This is a genomic window from Rugosimonospora africana (genome assembly GCF_016862975.1).
In the GTDB taxonomy this organism is placed as follows: Bacteria; Actinomycetota; Actinomycetes; order Mycobacteriales; family Micromonosporaceae; genus Rugosimonospora; species Rugosimonospora africana.
Map to the genome: position 1 here is coordinate 12,510 of NZ_BONZ01000106.1, position 14,898 is coordinate 27,407.

Below are 14,898 nucleotides of genomic sequence, written 5' to 3' on the forward strand. Positions count from 1 at the left end.
TGCTTCTGAGCATCAATTCCGAACACAGGAGGTACCGTGGTCAAGGGCTATTGGGTCAGCGTCTACCGCACCATTTCAGACCCCGAGAAGCTGGCTGCCTACAACAAGCTGGCTGGTCCAGCCGTCAAGGCCGCGGGCGGGCGGACGCTCGCCCGCGACGGTCGGATCGTCGCACACGACGCCGGAATCGCCGAGCGCACCGTCCTGATCGAGTTCGACAGCTTCGAACAGGCGGTCGCCGCACATGCGAGTGCGGCCTACCAGGAGGCGCTGGCCGCACTCGCTGACGGCGTCGAGCGCGACTTCCGCATCGTCGAAGGCCTCGACTGACGATCGAGGCTGCGTCGGCGACGAACACGAAGCCGACTGCGGGGATCACCCCGGCTCGTCAGCGCGCCGCACCGTCGCGAACAGCGTCAGGCCAGTGGCATCGGCGGTGATGTCCAGTCCGGCGACGGTTCCCGGCGGCGCGGACGTCGGCCTCGATGTCGGCGGGGGGCCGACCCCGACGAGCGGCGGCCTCCCACCCGTTTGGTTGACATAATGTGCATTATCGAATCAGTGGCGGAGCCTGGGTGGGAGCCCCGGGTCGGCTCAGGCGCCGACGTAGGCGGCCAAATGCTCACCGGTCACCGTCGAGCGCGCCGCGACGAGGTCCGCGGGCGTGCCCTCGAAGACGATCCGGCCCCCGTCGTGGCCGGCGCCGGGCCCCAGATCGATGATCCAGTCGGCGTGCGCCATGACCGCCTGATGGTGCTCGATGACGATGACCGACTTCCCGTTCTCGACCAGCCGGTCGAGAAGGCCGAGCAGCTGTTCGACGTCGGCCAGGTGCAGGCCGGTGGTCGGCTCGTCGAGGATGTACACCCCACCGGTCTCCGACATGTGGGTGGCCAGCTTGAGCCGCTGCCGCTCGCCGCCGGACAGAGTGGTCAGCGGCTGGCCGAGGCTGAGGTACCCGAGGCCGACGTCGGCGAGCCGCGCGAGGATCTTGTGTGCTGCCGGGGTGCGTGCCTCACCGGTGCCGAAGAACTCCTCGGCCTCGGTCACCGGCATCGCGAGCACCTCGCTGATGTCTTTGCCGCCGAAGGTGTACTCCAGCACCGACGCGTCGAACCGCTTGCCCTCGCACTCCTCGCAGGTGGTCGCGACGCCGGCCATCATCGCCAGGTCGGTGTAGATGACCCCGGCGCCGTTGCAGTTCGGGCAGGCGCCCTCGGAGTTGGCGCTGAACAGAGCCGGTTTCACGTTGTTGGCCTTGGCGAACGCCTTACGGATCGGGTCGAGCAGGCCGGTGTACGTGGCCGGGTTGCTGCGCCGGGAGCCGCGGATGCCGCTCTGGTCGACCGACACCACCCCGTCCTGGTGGGACACCGAGCCGTGGATCAGTGAACTCTTTCCCGATCCGGCCACGCCGGTGACCACGACCAGGACGCCGAGCGGGATGTCGACATCGACGTCGCGAAGATTGTGGGTGTTGGCGCCGCGGACGTTCAGTGTTCCGGACGGGGTGCGTGTCGAGGGCTTGAGGCGGGCGCGGTCGTCGAGGTGCCGGCCGGTCAGGGTTCCGCTGGTCCGCAGTCCGTCGACGGTGCCTTCGAAGACCACCTCGCCGCCCTTGGTGCCGGCGCTCGGGCCGAGGTCGACGACGTGGTCGGCGATCGTGATCGTCTCCGGTTTGTGTTCCACGACCAGTACCGTGTTGCCCTTGTCGCGCAGGCGCAGCAGCAGGTCGTTCATCCGCCGGATGTCGTGCGGGTGCAGGCCGATGGTGGGTTCGTCGAAGACGTACGTGACGTCGGTCAGCGCCGAGCCGAGGTGGCGGATCATCTTGGTGCGCTGGGCCTCGCCGCCGGACAGGGTGCCCGACGGGCGGTCCAGGGACAGGTAGCCCAGCCCGATCTCGACGAACGAGTCGAGGGTCTCCCCCAGCGCCGTCAGCAGCGGCGCCACCGATGGCTCGTCGAGGCCGCGTACCCAGGTGGCGAGGTCGCTGATCTGCATCGCGCAGGCGTCGGCGATGCTGATCCCCTTGATCTTCGACGATCGGGCGCCCTCGTTCAGGCGGGTGCCGCCGCAGTCGGGGCAGATGGTGAAGGTGACCGCCCGTTCGACGAAGGCGCGCACGTGCGGCTGCATCGCGTCGACGTCCTTGGACAGGAACGACTTCTGGATCCGTGGGATCAGGCCCTCGTAGGTCAGGTTGATGCCCTCAACCTTGATCTTCGTGGGTTCCTTGTAGAGGAGGTCGTGGAGCTGCTTCTTGGTGTACTTGCTGATCGGCTTGTCCGGGTCGAAGAACCCGCAGCCGGTGAAGATGCGGCCGTACCAGCCGTCGACGCTGTAGCCGGGGATGGTCAGCGCGCCTTCGTTGAGCGACTTCGTGTCGTCGTAGAGGGCGGACAGGTCGAAGTCGGTGACCGACCCTCGGCCTTCGCAGCGCAGGCACATGCCGCCGGTGATGCTGAAGCTGCGGCGTTCTTTGACCGTCTGCCCGGCGCGTTCCAGGGTGACCGCCCCGGCGCCGCTGATCGAGGCGACGTTGAAGGAGAACGCCTTCGCCGATCCGATGTGCGGCTTGCCGAGCCGGCTGAACAGGATGCGCAGCATCGCGTTGGCGTCGGTCGCGGTGCCGACCGTGGAGCGCGGGTCGGCTCCCATCCGCTGCTGGTCGACGATGATCGCGGTGGTCAGCCCGTCCAGCACGTCGACGTCGGGCCGGGCCAGTGTCGGCATGAATCCCTGCACGAAGGTGCTGTAGGTCTCGTTGATCAGCCGTTGCGACTCCGCGGCGATCGTGTCGAACACCAGCGAGCTCTTGCCGGAACCGGAGACGCCGGTGAACACGGTCAGGCGGCGCTTCGGGATCTCGACGGTGACGTCCTTGAGGTTGTTCTCCCGGGCGCCGTGCACGCGGATCAGGTCGTGGCTGTCCGCGTCGTGTGGCGCGGGCGGCGCGGCGTCCGTCTTCGCGGCCTTGCTCATGGTGTCTCCGTTTCTCGGGCGGGCCGCTGTCGCGGCGGGTCTGCGTGGGCGTCGCCTGGCCCGATTCACTCTGGCCGGTTCGCTGTGGTCAGGGCAGTTCCGCCAACGGTACGCCGGGCGGTCGATCGGCGGTGTTCACCGGGTGGTGCGGCCCCGGCGGCGGTTGCCGCCAGCCGGGGCGCCGGCCACCCGGGTGCCGGGGCCGGTCCTCACCGGTCCTGGACCAGCCCGAGGACGTTGCCGTCCGGGTCGGTGAAGGTGGCGACCAGGCGGCCTTCGCCGACGTCGTGCGCGGCCTCCTTCACGGTGGCACCGGCCGCGGTCACCTCGGCCAGCTTCGCCTCGATGTCCGACACGTGCCAGTACGCGACCGGTGAGGTCATGCCCTGCGGGCCGCCGGCGGGTACCAGTCCGATCTGCTGGCCCTCGGCCTCGAAACCGACGTAGTAGGGCGAGTCGGTCTGCGGCTGCATGCCGAGCAGGGCGGCGTACACCTCCTTGGCCTTGGCCAAATCGGAGACGGGGTGCAGGACGGTCTTGATCCCCTGCGTGGACGAGTCGGTCATGATTGCTCCTCATAATTTGCGTGATGTGTGGTCGGACCCGGAGGGTCCCGGACGGCGACGCCGTCGAACGAAGCTCACGCTATCCGCGGCCGGCGGGCCGGCGCTTCTTGAATCCTGATCGGTTCGACCAGTCTGGCTCGGCGCGTCCGGCGCCACACCACGACCCAGACCAGTCGTCCGGCCAGTCAGGCACGGCGCCGCTCGCTGACCTGGGCGGCTCGGCCACCGACCGGCTCGGCGGCCCGCCGGCGGATCGGCCGAGCGGGGTGGCTGCCACAAGTGTCGTAGGCGGCTGGTAGGAATTCCTCAATCAAACGAATGTACGGAGGGCCGCGATGAGCACCGCGCCGGGCGCCAGCCAGGGTCTGTCCAACCAGGACATCGAGTCGATCCGCGACGGGCTGGTCGCCGGCCGCAGACCGAAGGTGGTGTTCACCGAGGCCGCCGGGCAGATCGTCGGCCAGCTCGGCCAGGTCGTCCAGCTGACCGACCCGGAGGTCGGCGACGACTTCCTCGTCGTCCGTTTCGGCCGTGACGAACTGCCCTTCTCCCCCGCCGACCTGGCCATCGCGCCGAAGACCCCGCCCCGCAAGCCGGCGAAGCCCGCCCCGGAGTTCAAGCTCTCCGATCCCCCGATCCCGACTGCCCGCGAGGAGAAGGAACCGATGTCGACCCCGACCGTGGATGACGACAACGCATCCCCCGCCGAGCCCGACGCCTCCGCCGACGCCGCACCGGCACGCGGTCCGGCCGCGCGCAAGGCCGCCAAGCAGGCCAAGCCGAAGCCGCAGCCCGGCCTGACCGTGACCCTGTCGTATGCCGACAGCGAGTGGACCGTCGCCGCGCAGCAGGGCGCGAAGGTCCTCGCGAAGCCCTATGTCATCAAGGCGACCGAGGCGCTGATGATGGTCGGCATGCTGGATGTCGCCGGTGTGCAGGAGGCGGTCGAGCAGATCGTGTCCGCCGAGCGGGCCGAGGCGCGCAACCAGGCCGAGCGGCTGCGCGCCGAGCTGGCCGAGATCGAGGCGAAGCTCGCCGAACTGGGCGAGGCCGGCGAGGCGACCTGAGCCGCACCGGGTCACCGCGCGGCCGGTGAACGCGGCCGACGCCGGCCCGCTCGGCGTCCGAGCGGGCCCGGCGTCCAGGGCACCGGGCCTAGGGCACCGGGCCAGGGCTCCCGGGGTCCGGCGTGGCGGGTCCGGGGTCCAGGCCCGGCCGGGTCGGTGGTCGCTACCCCCGCCGGCCGGCGGCGGCTCCGGCCGGCGAGGCCGGTGCCGCTGGTGAGGCGGTGGCCGGGAGGGTGATCCGGCGGCGGAACACCCAGTAGGTCCACCCCTGGTAGACCAGGACCAGCGGGGCGAACACGGCCGCCGCCCAGCTCATGATGGTCAGTGTGTAGGGGCTGGACGCGGCGCCGGCCACGGTCAGGCTGTTGGCCGGGTTCGGGGTCGAGGGCAGCACGTCCGGGTACAGGGTGGCGAACAGTGCCGCCAGGGTGAGGGCGACGGTGGCTGCCGTGCCGGTGAACGCCCACCCGTCACGTCCGCGTACCGTCGCGGCGATCCCGCCGGCCAGGCAGGCGAGGGCGGCGACCGCGAGGGCCACCGTGACCCCGGTACGGTGCGGGTGCACCATCCAGGCCAGAAACGCCGCGAGCAGCGCGACGGTCAGCGGCCCGACGCGCAACGCCACGGTACGGGCGCGGGTGCGCAGCGCTCCGGTGGTCTTCAGGGCGAGAAACAGCGCCCCGTGAGTGGCGAACAGGGCCAGGAACGTGGCGGCGCCCAGCAGTGCGGTGGGGCGCAGGATCCAGGCGGCTCCACCGGTGACGGTGTGGGCGGCGTCCATGGGTACCCCGTGCACCATGGACGCGATGACGGCGCCCCAGCCCAGCGCCGGCAGCAGGGAGCCGGCGGCGATGGCGATGTCGGCTCGCTTGCGCCACACCGGTTCGGGTCGCTTGCCGCGGTACTCCAGGGCCACCCCGCGCACGATCAGCGCCAGGATGATCAGTACCAGTGGCAGGTAGAAGCCGGATGTCAGGCTGGCGTACCAGTCGGGAAACGCGGCGAACGTGGCGCCGACGGCGGTGATCACCCACACTTCGTTGCCGTCCCAGACCGGTCCGATGGTGTGCAGCAGTGCGCCGCGTTGTGGTTCGTCGCGGCCCAGCAGCGGGGCGAGGACACCGACGCCGAAGTCGAAGCCTTCCAGGACGAAGTATCCGGTCCACAGGAACGCGATGACGGTGAACCAGGCGGTGGTCAGGTGCATGGTGCGCTCCCCCGGTGTCAGTAGGCGAAGGCCAGCGGTGGCTCGTCGGGTGCGGGAGTTCCCGGCGGTGCGGGTGACGTCAGCGGGGCGCGGGCGTAACGCAGCAGCAGCCGGGTCTCGATGACGGCCAGGGCGACGTAGAGCAGGGTGAACAGGGTCAGTGAGGTGATCACTTCACCGGTGGACACGCCGGGCGAGACGCCGTCGGCGGTGCGCAGTTGACCGAAGACGATCCAGGGTTGGCGTCCCATCTCGGTGAAGATCCAGCCGAAGGCGCTGCCGAGCAACGGGAGCAGCGGGGTGACCAGCGTGGCGCGCAGCAGCCACCGGGACGACGGCGTCCGTCCGCGGCGGGTGGCGTACAGGGCCCAGGCGGCGGTGACGACGGCGAGCATGCCGACACCGACCATCAGGCGGAAGGTCCAGTACGTGACGGGGATGCTCGGGGTGTACGAGCCGGGGCCGTACAACTGCTGGTACTGGGCCTGAAGGTCGTCGATGCCCTGGACTCTGCCGGAGAAGTTGCCGGTGGCCAGGAACGACAGCAGCCGGGGCAGTTCCAGCGACAGGATCGGGTGGCTGCCGTCGAGGGAGCCGACGGTCAGGATCGAGAACGGCGCGGGCGACGCCGTGTGGTACAGCGCTTCGGCGGCGGCCATCTTCATCGGCTGTACGTCGGTCATGATCTTGCCTTGGGTGTCGCCGGTGATGGCCAGCGCGGCGCCGGAGGCGAGGGTGACCCAGGAACCCAGCCGGATGCCGGTGCGCATGGCCGGGGAGTCGTCCGCCCCGCCGGTGCCCCGCATGAGCCGCCACAGGGCCACGGCGGCGACCAGGGCGCCGGCGGCCAGGAACGCGCCGGCCAGCGTGTGCACGAGGGTGATCAGGGCGACCTTGTTGGTGAAGACGGCCACGACGTCGGTCATCTGGGCGCGGCCGGTGGCCGGGTTGATCCGGTACCCGACCGGGTGCTGCATCCACGAGTTGGCCGCCAGGATGAAGTACGCGGACAGCAGGCTGCCGAACGCGGCGATCCAGATGGTGGCCAGGTGGATCCGGCGTGGCAACCGGTCCCAGCCGAAGATCCACAGGCCGATGAAGGTGGATTCGAGGAAGAACGCGGCGAGGCTCTCCAGGGCCAGCGGGGCGCCGAAGACGTCGCCGACGAAGCGGGAGTAGGCGCTCCAGTTCATGCCGAGCTGGAACTCCTGCACAATGCCGGTGACCACGCCGAGGGCGATGTTGATGAGGAACAGTTGACCGTACAGGCGGGTCAGCTGGTACCAGCGCGGGTGGCCGGTGCGCACCCAGGCGGTCTGCATGCCGGCCACGAGGAAGGACAGCCCGATGCTCAGCGGTACGAACAGGAAGTGGTACACGGTGGTGATTCCGAACTGCCACCGTGCGACGTCGAGCGAGTGCACCCCGATCCCCTCATCTCTTACCTCGCTACCTGTAGGCAACCAACGTATCCCTGTGGGGCGCCGGACCCACAACCACACCCGCCGGATGTGCCGTGGACCACTGCCGGCGCGGGCCGTGGGGGCGGCGTGACCGCGCCGGCCGGACCCGATGCCGTGACCGTCGCGCCGGCAGGCCCGCTCAGCACGGGACCGACCGGCCCCGACCCGGTCGGCGCCGGTCGGGACAGCGCCGACGGGGACAGCGCCGGCACGCCGTCGTGCCGGCCCCCGCGGCTGTGGCGTGCCCTGCTGGTCGTCGCCCGGGTTCTGCTGGCGCCGTTCTGCCGGCTGCGGGTCACCGGTCCCCCGCTGCCCACCCGCCTGCCCGCTCTCGGGAACGGCAAAGCCGACCGGCACGGCGGAGGAGGCGACAGCAGAGACGGCGCGGAAGGCGACAGCAGAGGGGGCGACGGTCGCGAAGCCGCCGCGGGGACCGGCAGCCGGCCGGGTGGTGGGCCGGTGATCCTGGCCGCCAACCACATCGGTTCCCTGGACCCGATCGTGTTGATGGCGGCGTGCCGGGTGCGGCGGATCGCGCCGCGCATCATGGCCACCGGCGGCCTGTTCCGGATCCCGGTGTTCGGCGCCGTGCTGCGCCACTGCGGGCTGGTCCGGGTCGACCGGTACCGGGCCGAGGTGACCGCCGCGCTGCCTGCCGCCCGGGCGGTACTGGACCAGGGGTCGGTGCTGCTGGCCTACCCGGAGGGCCGGATCACCCTGGACCCCGGAGCCTGGCCGGAACGCGGCCGCACCGGCCTGGCCCGGCTGGCGCGCGACACCGGGGCGCCGGTCGTGCCGGTGTCGCAGTGGGGTGCGCACCTGCTCGTACCGTGGGGCGCCCCGTGGGGGGCGGTGCGGCGGCTGCTGTGGGCCCTGGTCCACCGGCCGGTGGTACGCGTGCACTTCGGCGCACCGGTCGACCTGACCGGCCTGCGGATACCCCAGGCAACCGACCGGATCATGGCGACGATCACCGAGAACCTGCGCGCGCTGCGCCCCGACGAGCCACGGCTGCCGGCCTGGATCGACCCGGTACGCCCGGTGTCGACCGCCCGCTCACGGCGGCACCCGCCCGCCTGACGGCGCGAGCGCCAGCCAGCGGCGGCCGGTTCAGCCAGCGGCGCTCAGGCGCTCGGGCGTCCACAGGTGGTCGGCCTGTCCGGCGGAAAGCCGCTCCCGGTAGATGTCGACCTTGCGTTCGATGAGCCCGAGGCAGTCCTGCAACTCGGCGAGCTTCGAGACGACGTCCGCGCGGTGTGCCTCCATCAGCGCGAGGCGTTCCTTCTCGTTGCCGGGGCCGGCGGAGACCAGCTGGGCGTAGCGGCGGATGTCCCTAATCGGCATGCCGGTGGCCCGCAGCTTGGTGCACACCGTGATCCACTTGAGGTCGGCCTGGTGGTAGCGGCGCCAGCCGCCGGCGGTGCGGTCGACGCCGGTGATGACCAGGCCGGCACGCTCGTAGTACCGCAGGGTGTGCACGCTGACCCCGGTGCGGCGGGCGGCCTCGGCGATGCTCAGGCCCGCCCGCGGATCGGATTCGCGGGGCTCGGCTACCGGCGGCGTGACATCGGCCATGCTTCCCATCCTATTCGCGGGCGTTGGAGACGGCCCTCCGGCGACGATCACCGGTGACCTCCGGCGGCGACCCGGCGGTCGGTGCCCGGATCCACCCGCTCGAACAGCGCCGCCGCCCGACCGGCGGTACCCGCGGCCCAGCGCCCGGTGCTGACCAGCCCCAGGACCAGGATCCCGACGCCGAGCCCGAGCACCAGCCACCAGACCCGGTGCGCCGCGACGGTGAACGCCGCCCCGCCGCGGGTCGACGCCGCTCCCACGATCGTTCCGGCGATCGCGACCCCCAGGGTGGTGCCGGTCTGCCGGCCGGCGGAGGCCAACGAACCGGCCAGCCCGGCCATCGACCGGGGCATGCCGGCGACCGCCGAGTTGGTGATCGGTGGGTTGACCGCGGCCAGGAAGACACCGAACAGCAGGTAGGTCGCGAGTACCGCGGGCAGCGGGGTGGCCGGGCCGAGCCACAGCGACGCGCCGGCGCCCAGGGCCAGCGCGGCCCCGGCGACCACCAGCGGCGGCCGGGGGCCCCGCGCGCCGACGAGCCGGCCGGCGCGCGGCGACAGCACGATGACCAGCAGCCCGACCGGGAGCAGGCACAGCCCGGCCGGCAGCGCCGCCATGCCACGCACGTCCTGCAGGTACTGGGTGGTCACGAACAGGAACGCGCTGAACCCGCACAGGGCGAACAGCGCGATCAGGATCGCCGCGCAGAGCGGCGCGCTGCGCAGCAGGCGTAGCTCCAGCAGCGGATCCGTACGTCGCCGCTCGTACCCGAGGATGCCCAGCGCGGCCAGCACCGCGACGGCGAGCAGTCCGAGGATGACCGGTGAGGTCCAGCCCAGCCGCTCGGACTCGATGACCGGGGAGACGACACAGCCCAGCATCAGCACCATCAGCGTCTGACCGACCGGGTCGAACCGGCGCGCCCGGCCGGCACGGGACTCGGGGACGAACAGCGCGGTGCACACGATCGTGACGGCCACGATCGGCACGTTGATCCAGAAGATGGCGTGCCAGCCGAGACGGTCGACCAGGGCGCCGCCGAGGATCGGGCCGAGCGCCAGCGACAGGCCGCTCATCGAGCCGAACACGCCGATCGCCCGGGCCCGCTGCGCCGGTTCGGGAAACGTGGTCGCCACGATCGCCAGCGCCACCGGGTTGAGCATCGTGCCACCGGCGGCCTGCAGCGCCCGCGCCGCGATCAGCCAGCCGATGCCCGGCGCCAGACCGCAGAGCAGCGAGCCGAGGCCGAACGCGGCCAGGCCGATCTGGAAGACCCGGCGACGGCCGACCCGGTCGGCGGTGGACCCGGCCAGTACCAGGAAGCTGGCCAGCACCAGGGTGTACGCGTCGATCGTCCACTGCAGACCGGACTCCGAAGCGTGCAGGTCGCGACGGATCGCCGGCAAAGCGACGTTGACGATGGTGATGTCCATGACCACGACGATCATGCTGGCGCAGCAGATCGCGAGGACCAGGAGCCGGCGGCGCTGGCTCGGTTCGGGCACGTCGCCCGGGGCCGGGCCGCGTCCGGCCGTCACGGTGGCCGGTTGAAGGGAGGTGCTCATGAATCCGACGCTAAAACCTCGCGCGCGCTTCAGGTCAAGCCGCGCACGGCCGCTGCCGGGTCAGCTGGGACGGCCGGCGCCGGGTCAGCTGGGTTTGCGCTGGCGCAGGAAGACCAGCACCGCCTCCCGGGTGGTCCGCGCACCCAGCGCCTGCCGGGCCTGCGCGATGCGCCGGTTCGCGGTGCGCAGCGACAGGTACTCCGCCGCCGCGGCGGCGGCGATCGTCTCGCCGTTGGCCAGCCGTTCCAGCAGCGCCCGCTGCTCCGGCAGCAGGCTCGGCGCCTCCGACCGAACCGTCGCCTCGGTGGCGGCGGCGTCGGTGTCCGGGTCGCGCATCACCGGGCCGAGCCGGCCCAGATCGGCCAGCAGCGTCCGGCCGACCTCGCTGGTGAGGTCGGCGATGGCCACCACCCCGGCGCCTCGGGCCGCGGCGTGCACCGCCAACTGCGCGGTGTCCAGGTCGGCGACCCGCCCGTAGAGCACCAGCCGCTTCATGGTCACGTCCCACGCCGGTTCGGCGAGCGCGAAACCTTCGCGGGTACGCCAGCCAGCGCGGCTGAGCCGGCGCAGGGCGCTGATGGCCTCGGTGCCGGTGGGGACCACGTAGCGGGGGGTACTCATCCGAGAACCTCCTGGGCGATGGCGACAGCCTCCGCCCGGATGCGTGCGCCCAGCGTGCGCATGCCCGAGCGGCCGTGCGCCTCCACCGTCTCGCGACAGATACCGGGCTGTCCAGAGATCCTGCGGGTCGGCTCGCCGGTGACCTCGACCGGGGCCGTTCGGACGGTGTCGCGGACGCGGGTTGACTCTCGGGTAGCCCGAGACGCGATCCTGTCCGGGTGAGCGACGACAACCTGGTGAGCATCGGAGCGTTCGCCCTCGTCAGCGGCCTGTCGATCAACGCGCCGCGGCACTACGACGAACTCGGCCTGCTCCGGCCGGCGTTCGTCGACCCCGCCACCGGGTACCGCCGGTACCGGCCGGACCAACTGCGCCGGGCGCGGACCATCGGCGCGCTGCGGCGGGTCGACCTGCCCATCGACGCCGTCCGTGAGGTGCTCGACGGCCCCGAGTCGACGGGTAGACCGCTATCTCGAACACGGAGTCGCCATGCCCGAGCCGACCACGCCCCGCATCGTCCAGGTGACCATCACCGTCACCGATCCGGCCGGGGCTCAGCGGACCGGCCGGGACACCCCCCGGCGGCGGTGCCGGCTGGTCCGGGAGTCGCCGCCACGCAGCGCGTGCCGCTCGCCGGCGGTGCCGTCGCCGGGCTCCGGCGCGGTGTCCACCGCCGCCGGCCACGCGTCACCGGTGCGGCGGTGGACACCCGCTCTCGTCGCCGTCCGGCGCACCCGCGCCCCGAACGGGAACCGGTCGGCTGGCGGCGAGGCCGGCTCCCCGGGGTCGGGCGCTGACTGTCCCCGGGACGGTTCGGCCTCGTCGCCGGTACCCGCGTCAGGCGGTGAGCCGGGGCCGGGCAGCGCGAACTCGACGATCTCGCCGATCAGTTGACGCAGGTGGACCAGTGCCCGCAGCGTCGCGTCGCCGGCCGCGTCGGCCGGCGCGGGTGCCCCGGCGGCCGGCCACGGGTCGGCGGGCCACTTCGCCGCGGCGGGCAGCGGCCGGCCGTACAGGACCTCGTCGGCGGCGGCGAGGTGGGCCAGCGCCAGGGCCCTGCGTTGCCGCGGCGACTGGTCCGGGCCGTCGCCCGGCGCCATCGCGGTCACCGCGTCGGCCAGGGCCCCGCTCAGCTGCCCGGCGCGGGGCGACGGCCCCGGTGTACGGACGGCGGCGGCGAGGCTGCGGGCGTAGTGCGCGGTCGCCGCGTACAGGGTCAGCCGGTGCCGGGTACGGCTCGGGCTGTTGCCCCACACCAGCGGGCGGGTCAGCGGCGCCGCCGCCAGCCGCAGCTGGTACAGCCGGGTGTCCACGGCACGGATCAGCGCGTCCAGGTCATGGCGCGTATCGGCCGGCTGGCCACCCACGGCGGCGTCGGCGGACTCGGCGCCGGCATGGTCGGCGGCGGCGCGCAGCAGGTCACCGAGCGCGGTGAACAGGTCACCGCGGACGGTCCCGACCACGTCCCGGGTGCTCAGCGGGGCCAGCAGAAGAGCGACGGTGATACCGATCGCGGCACCGGCGGCGGTCTCCTCCAGCCGCAACATGAGCAGGGCGTCGGACAGCTCGTGCAGCACGCTGTACAGCTGCGCGATCATGATCGTGATGAAGAAGATCATGTACCGGTAGGAGATCCGCATCAGGTACAGCCCGGCGGACATGCTGGCCACGACCACGGCCAGGATCCACATCGTGTGACCCGTGGTGGCGTGCGCCAGGGCCAGCCCGGCGACCAGCCCGGCTACGGTGCCGATCACCCGGTTGACAGCCTTGATCGAGGTTTCCGACCGGGTCGCGGTACCGCTGAACGCGATGAACGCGGCGAGCACCGCCCAGTAGTACCGGGCCGGGGAGATCTCCCGTCCGATCAGGATCGCCAGGCCACCGGCCACCGCGGCCTGAACCGCCTGCCGGGCGACGAAGTCCAGCCGGGTCAGCGGGTTCCACCGGCGTCCCCGGGGGGCGACCGCGCTGGCGAAGGCCGGCGAGCCGGGGAGGTTGCCCATGGCCAGGCTGACCGCCGGCTCGAACTCGTCGGCGGCCCGGTCGGCGGGGTCCGTTGTGGGCCGGTCGACGCCCCGGCGGGCGACGGCGACGAACTGCGCCGTCGACGCGGCCAGGTGCCGGGCCTGTGACGACGCCGCCCCGGGGCCGGCGTGTTCCCGGGCGGTGCCGGCGTCCCGGCCGACCGGGTCACGGGCGAGCAGGTCGCGGGCGGCCCGGTCGGCGGCGGCGTACTCGTTGCCCGCCAGCAGCCCGGTGACCCCGGCCGCCTCGACGATCAGCCCGGTCTGGCCGCTTGCCGCCAACTCCCCTGCCGCGGCCGCGACTCCGTCGATGGCCAGTTGGGCGTCCAGCAGATGCCGGCGCAGCGCCACCGCCGAGTGGCCGGCTGGCAGCGCGCCGGGCTCGGCGGACCACGCCTCGATCATCAGCGCGGCCTCGGCCAGCCGCGCCTGGTGCGCGGTCAGCCGGCGCCGCGCCCGCGGCACCTGCTCCGGGTCGGTGACCGCGGTCTCCAGCAGTGCCGCGCTCATCCGGGCCACGTCCCGGGAGCGGGCGGCGAACGCCCGCCGGGTACGGGCCAGGGCGCGCCGCGAACTGGTCCGCAGCACCGTGACGGACAGCAGCAGAACCCAGGCCGACGCGGCGACCACGGTCACCAGCATCGACGGCAGGGTGCCGACGGTCGCGTGGGTGAACGACGCGAAGAAGTAGCCCATCCACAGCTGGAAGCCGTAGAAGAAGAAAGCCGCGCCGAACCGGCGGATGATCACGGCGACGAACATGACCACGACGAACACGATCAGGGTCAGGTCGGTGTGCCGACCGACCGCGACACCGGCGGCCATGCCGGCACCGAGCGCCACCGGGAAGAACGCCGCGGTGCGCGCGTTCGCCCAGGCGCTGGCCGCGGTCAGCGCCATCGAGCCCATCATGGCGACCACGGCACCCAGCATCATCGCGATCACCTGGGCCTGCGCCGAGGCGTGGGTGGCGCGGGAGATGCCGTACTCCAGCGCCAGCGCGGTGGCGATCGCGACACCGCCGGAAACCGCCATCCGTAGCCGGGTCCAGCCGGGGTCGGAACCCGCCACCCGATCCCGGGCGCGCTGGAGCCAAGAGAGCCTGACCGTTTCTTTCACCCCCCGGCGCCACTCGCCTGCAGCCAGATCGTCCGGCGCGCGTACCGTGGCAACCCAATATGTGTATAGTACCGATAATTCGGGGTCGGAAGCCAGGCGAGAAGGTGTGATGATCGCTACCGAGCGGCAGCCAGACGACCGGGAATCCGCTGGTCGACAGCCCGCCGCGACCGCGGCCAGCCACTGGTCGGCACAGGCGGCCGACGCCCTCGACCTGATCGAGGTCCAGTCCGCCGTCCTGGTCCGCAACTTCGAACTGCTGCGCCGCCGCGCCGACCTGTACGGCGACCTGGACCGGGCCGGCTACCTCCTGCTGCGCGTCCTGGAAGCCATCGGCCCCGCCGACATCAACACGCTGGCCGCCGCCATCGGACTCGACCCGTCGACCGCCGGCCGCCAGGTCGCCGCGATGCAACAGGCCGGCCTCATCGACCGGGCCGCCGACCCCGCCGACCGGCGGCGCAGCATCATCACCCCGACCCCCGGGGGCCACGCCCGCGCCGTCCGGGTCCGCCGGCTACGCCGTGACAACCTCGTCGAACTCCTCGCCGGCTGGACCGAGGAAGAACTGCGCGCCTGCGGCGACGGGTTCGCCCGGTACAACCGGGCGGTCGCCGAGCACTACCTCGGCGCCCGACCACCGGCGAAAACGGACAGGAACGGCGAAACGCCGCAGGGTGGGTAACCGCGCGTCGACCCGCTG

The 14,898-nt window shown here is 72.3% G+C and carries 12 protein-coding genes and 1 pseudogene; 5 read left to right on the forward strand and 8 right to left on the reverse strand.

Going from position 1 to position 14,898, the window contains the following annotated elements; translation table 11 throughout:
* Positions 1-36 precede the first annotated feature (36 nt).
* Positions 37-330 (forward strand): DUF1330 domain-containing protein, encoded by a 294-nt coding sequence (locus Raf01_RS44645; protein WP_203924235.1) that lies wholly within the window; start codon positions 37-39, stop codon positions 328-330.
* Positions 331-594: 264 nt separating this feature from the next.
* On the opposite strand, the gene Raf01_RS44650 is transcribed toward Raf01_RS44645, so the two are convergent.
* Positions 595-2,985: an ATP-binding cassette domain-containing protein gene (locus Raf01_RS44650; RefSeq protein ID WP_203924236.1), complete on the reverse strand. Its 2,391-nt coding sequence runs from the start codon at positions 2,983-2,985 to the stop codon at positions 595-597.
* 209 nt (positions 2,986-3,194) lie between these two features.
* Positions 3,195-3,551 carry a VOC family protein gene (locus Raf01_RS44655; RefSeq protein ID WP_203924237.1) on the reverse strand — a complete coding sequence of 119 codons (357 nt, stop codon included), beginning with the start codon at positions 3,549-3,551 and terminating at the stop codon, positions 3,195-3,197.
* Positions 3,552-3,886: 335 nt separating this feature from the next.
* Here Raf01_RS44655 and Raf01_RS44660 point away from each other — a divergent pair, with 335 nt between their 5' ends.
* Positions 3,887-4,618, forward strand: coding sequence for a hypothetical protein (locus tag Raf01_RS44660; RefSeq protein WP_203924238.1), 732 nt, complete (start codon positions 3,887-3,889; stop codon positions 4,616-4,618).
* Positions 4,619-4,781: 163 nt separating this feature from the next.
* On the opposite strand, the gene cydB is transcribed toward Raf01_RS44660, so the two are convergent.
* Together cydB and Raf01_RS44670 are read right to left on the reverse strand one after the other, a co-directional pair.
* Positions 4,782-5,825, reverse strand: coding sequence for a cytochrome d ubiquinol oxidase subunit II (cydB, locus tag Raf01_RS44665; protein WP_203924239.1), 1,044 nt, complete (start codon positions 5,823-5,825; stop codon positions 4,782-4,784).
* 17 nt (positions 5,826-5,842) lie between these two features.
* Positions 5,843-7,249, reverse strand: coding sequence for a cytochrome ubiquinol oxidase subunit I (locus tag Raf01_RS44670; RefSeq protein ID WP_203924268.1), 1,407 nt, complete (start codon positions 7,247-7,249; stop codon positions 5,843-5,845).
* A 126-nt stretch (positions 7,250-7,375) separates the two neighbouring features.
* Between Raf01_RS44670 and Raf01_RS44675 the strand changes: the two genes are divergently transcribed.
* Positions 7,376-8,368 (forward strand): lysophospholipid acyltransferase family protein, encoded by a 993-nt coding sequence (locus Raf01_RS44675; protein ID WP_239134471.1) that lies wholly within the window; start codon positions 7,376-7,378, stop codon positions 8,366-8,368.
* Between the two features lie 30 nt (positions 8,369-8,398).
* On the opposite strand, the gene Raf01_RS44680 is transcribed toward Raf01_RS44675, so the two are convergent.
* The 3 genes from Raf01_RS44680 to Raf01_RS44690 form a co-directional block, all read right to left on the reverse strand.
* A complete protein-coding gene (locus Raf01_RS44680; protein WP_203924240.1) occupies positions 8,399-8,863 on the reverse strand; it encodes a MerR family transcriptional regulator in 465 nt (154 codons plus the stop codon).
* A gap of 47 nt (positions 8,864-8,910) precedes the next feature.
* Positions 8,911-10,428, reverse strand: a complete 1,518-nt coding sequence (locus Raf01_RS44685) for an MFS transporter (RefSeq protein ID WP_203924241.1) — start codon at positions 10,426-10,428, stop codon at positions 8,911-8,913.
* Between the two features lie 84 nt (positions 10,429-10,512).
* Positions 10,513-11,049: a LuxR family transcriptional regulator gene (locus tag Raf01_RS44690; protein WP_203924242.1), complete on the reverse strand. Its 537-nt coding sequence runs from the start codon at positions 11,047-11,049 to the stop codon at positions 10,513-10,515.
* 236 nt (positions 11,050-11,285) lie between these two features.
* Between Raf01_RS44690 and Raf01_RS51115 the strand changes: the two are divergent.
* A pseudogene (locus Raf01_RS51115) lies at positions 11,286-11,480 on the forward strand (MerR family transcriptional regulator); the annotation flags it as partial.
* A gap of 123 nt (positions 11,481-11,603) precedes the next feature.
* Here the strand turns inward: Raf01_RS51115 and Raf01_RS44695 are convergent.
* A complete protein-coding gene (locus Raf01_RS44695; RefSeq protein WP_203924243.1) occupies positions 11,604-14,147 on the reverse strand; it encodes an FUSC family protein in 2,544 nt (847 codons plus the stop codon).
* Positions 14,148-14,304: 157 nt separating this feature from the next.
* Here Raf01_RS44695 and Raf01_RS44700 point away from each other — a divergent pair, with 157 nt between their 5' ends.
* Complete coding sequence (locus Raf01_RS44700) at positions 14,305-14,880, forward strand: MarR family winged helix-turn-helix transcriptional regulator (RefSeq protein WP_203924244.1); 576 nt, start codon at positions 14,305-14,307, stop codon at positions 14,878-14,880.
* Positions 14,881-14,898: the final 18 nt, after the last annotated feature.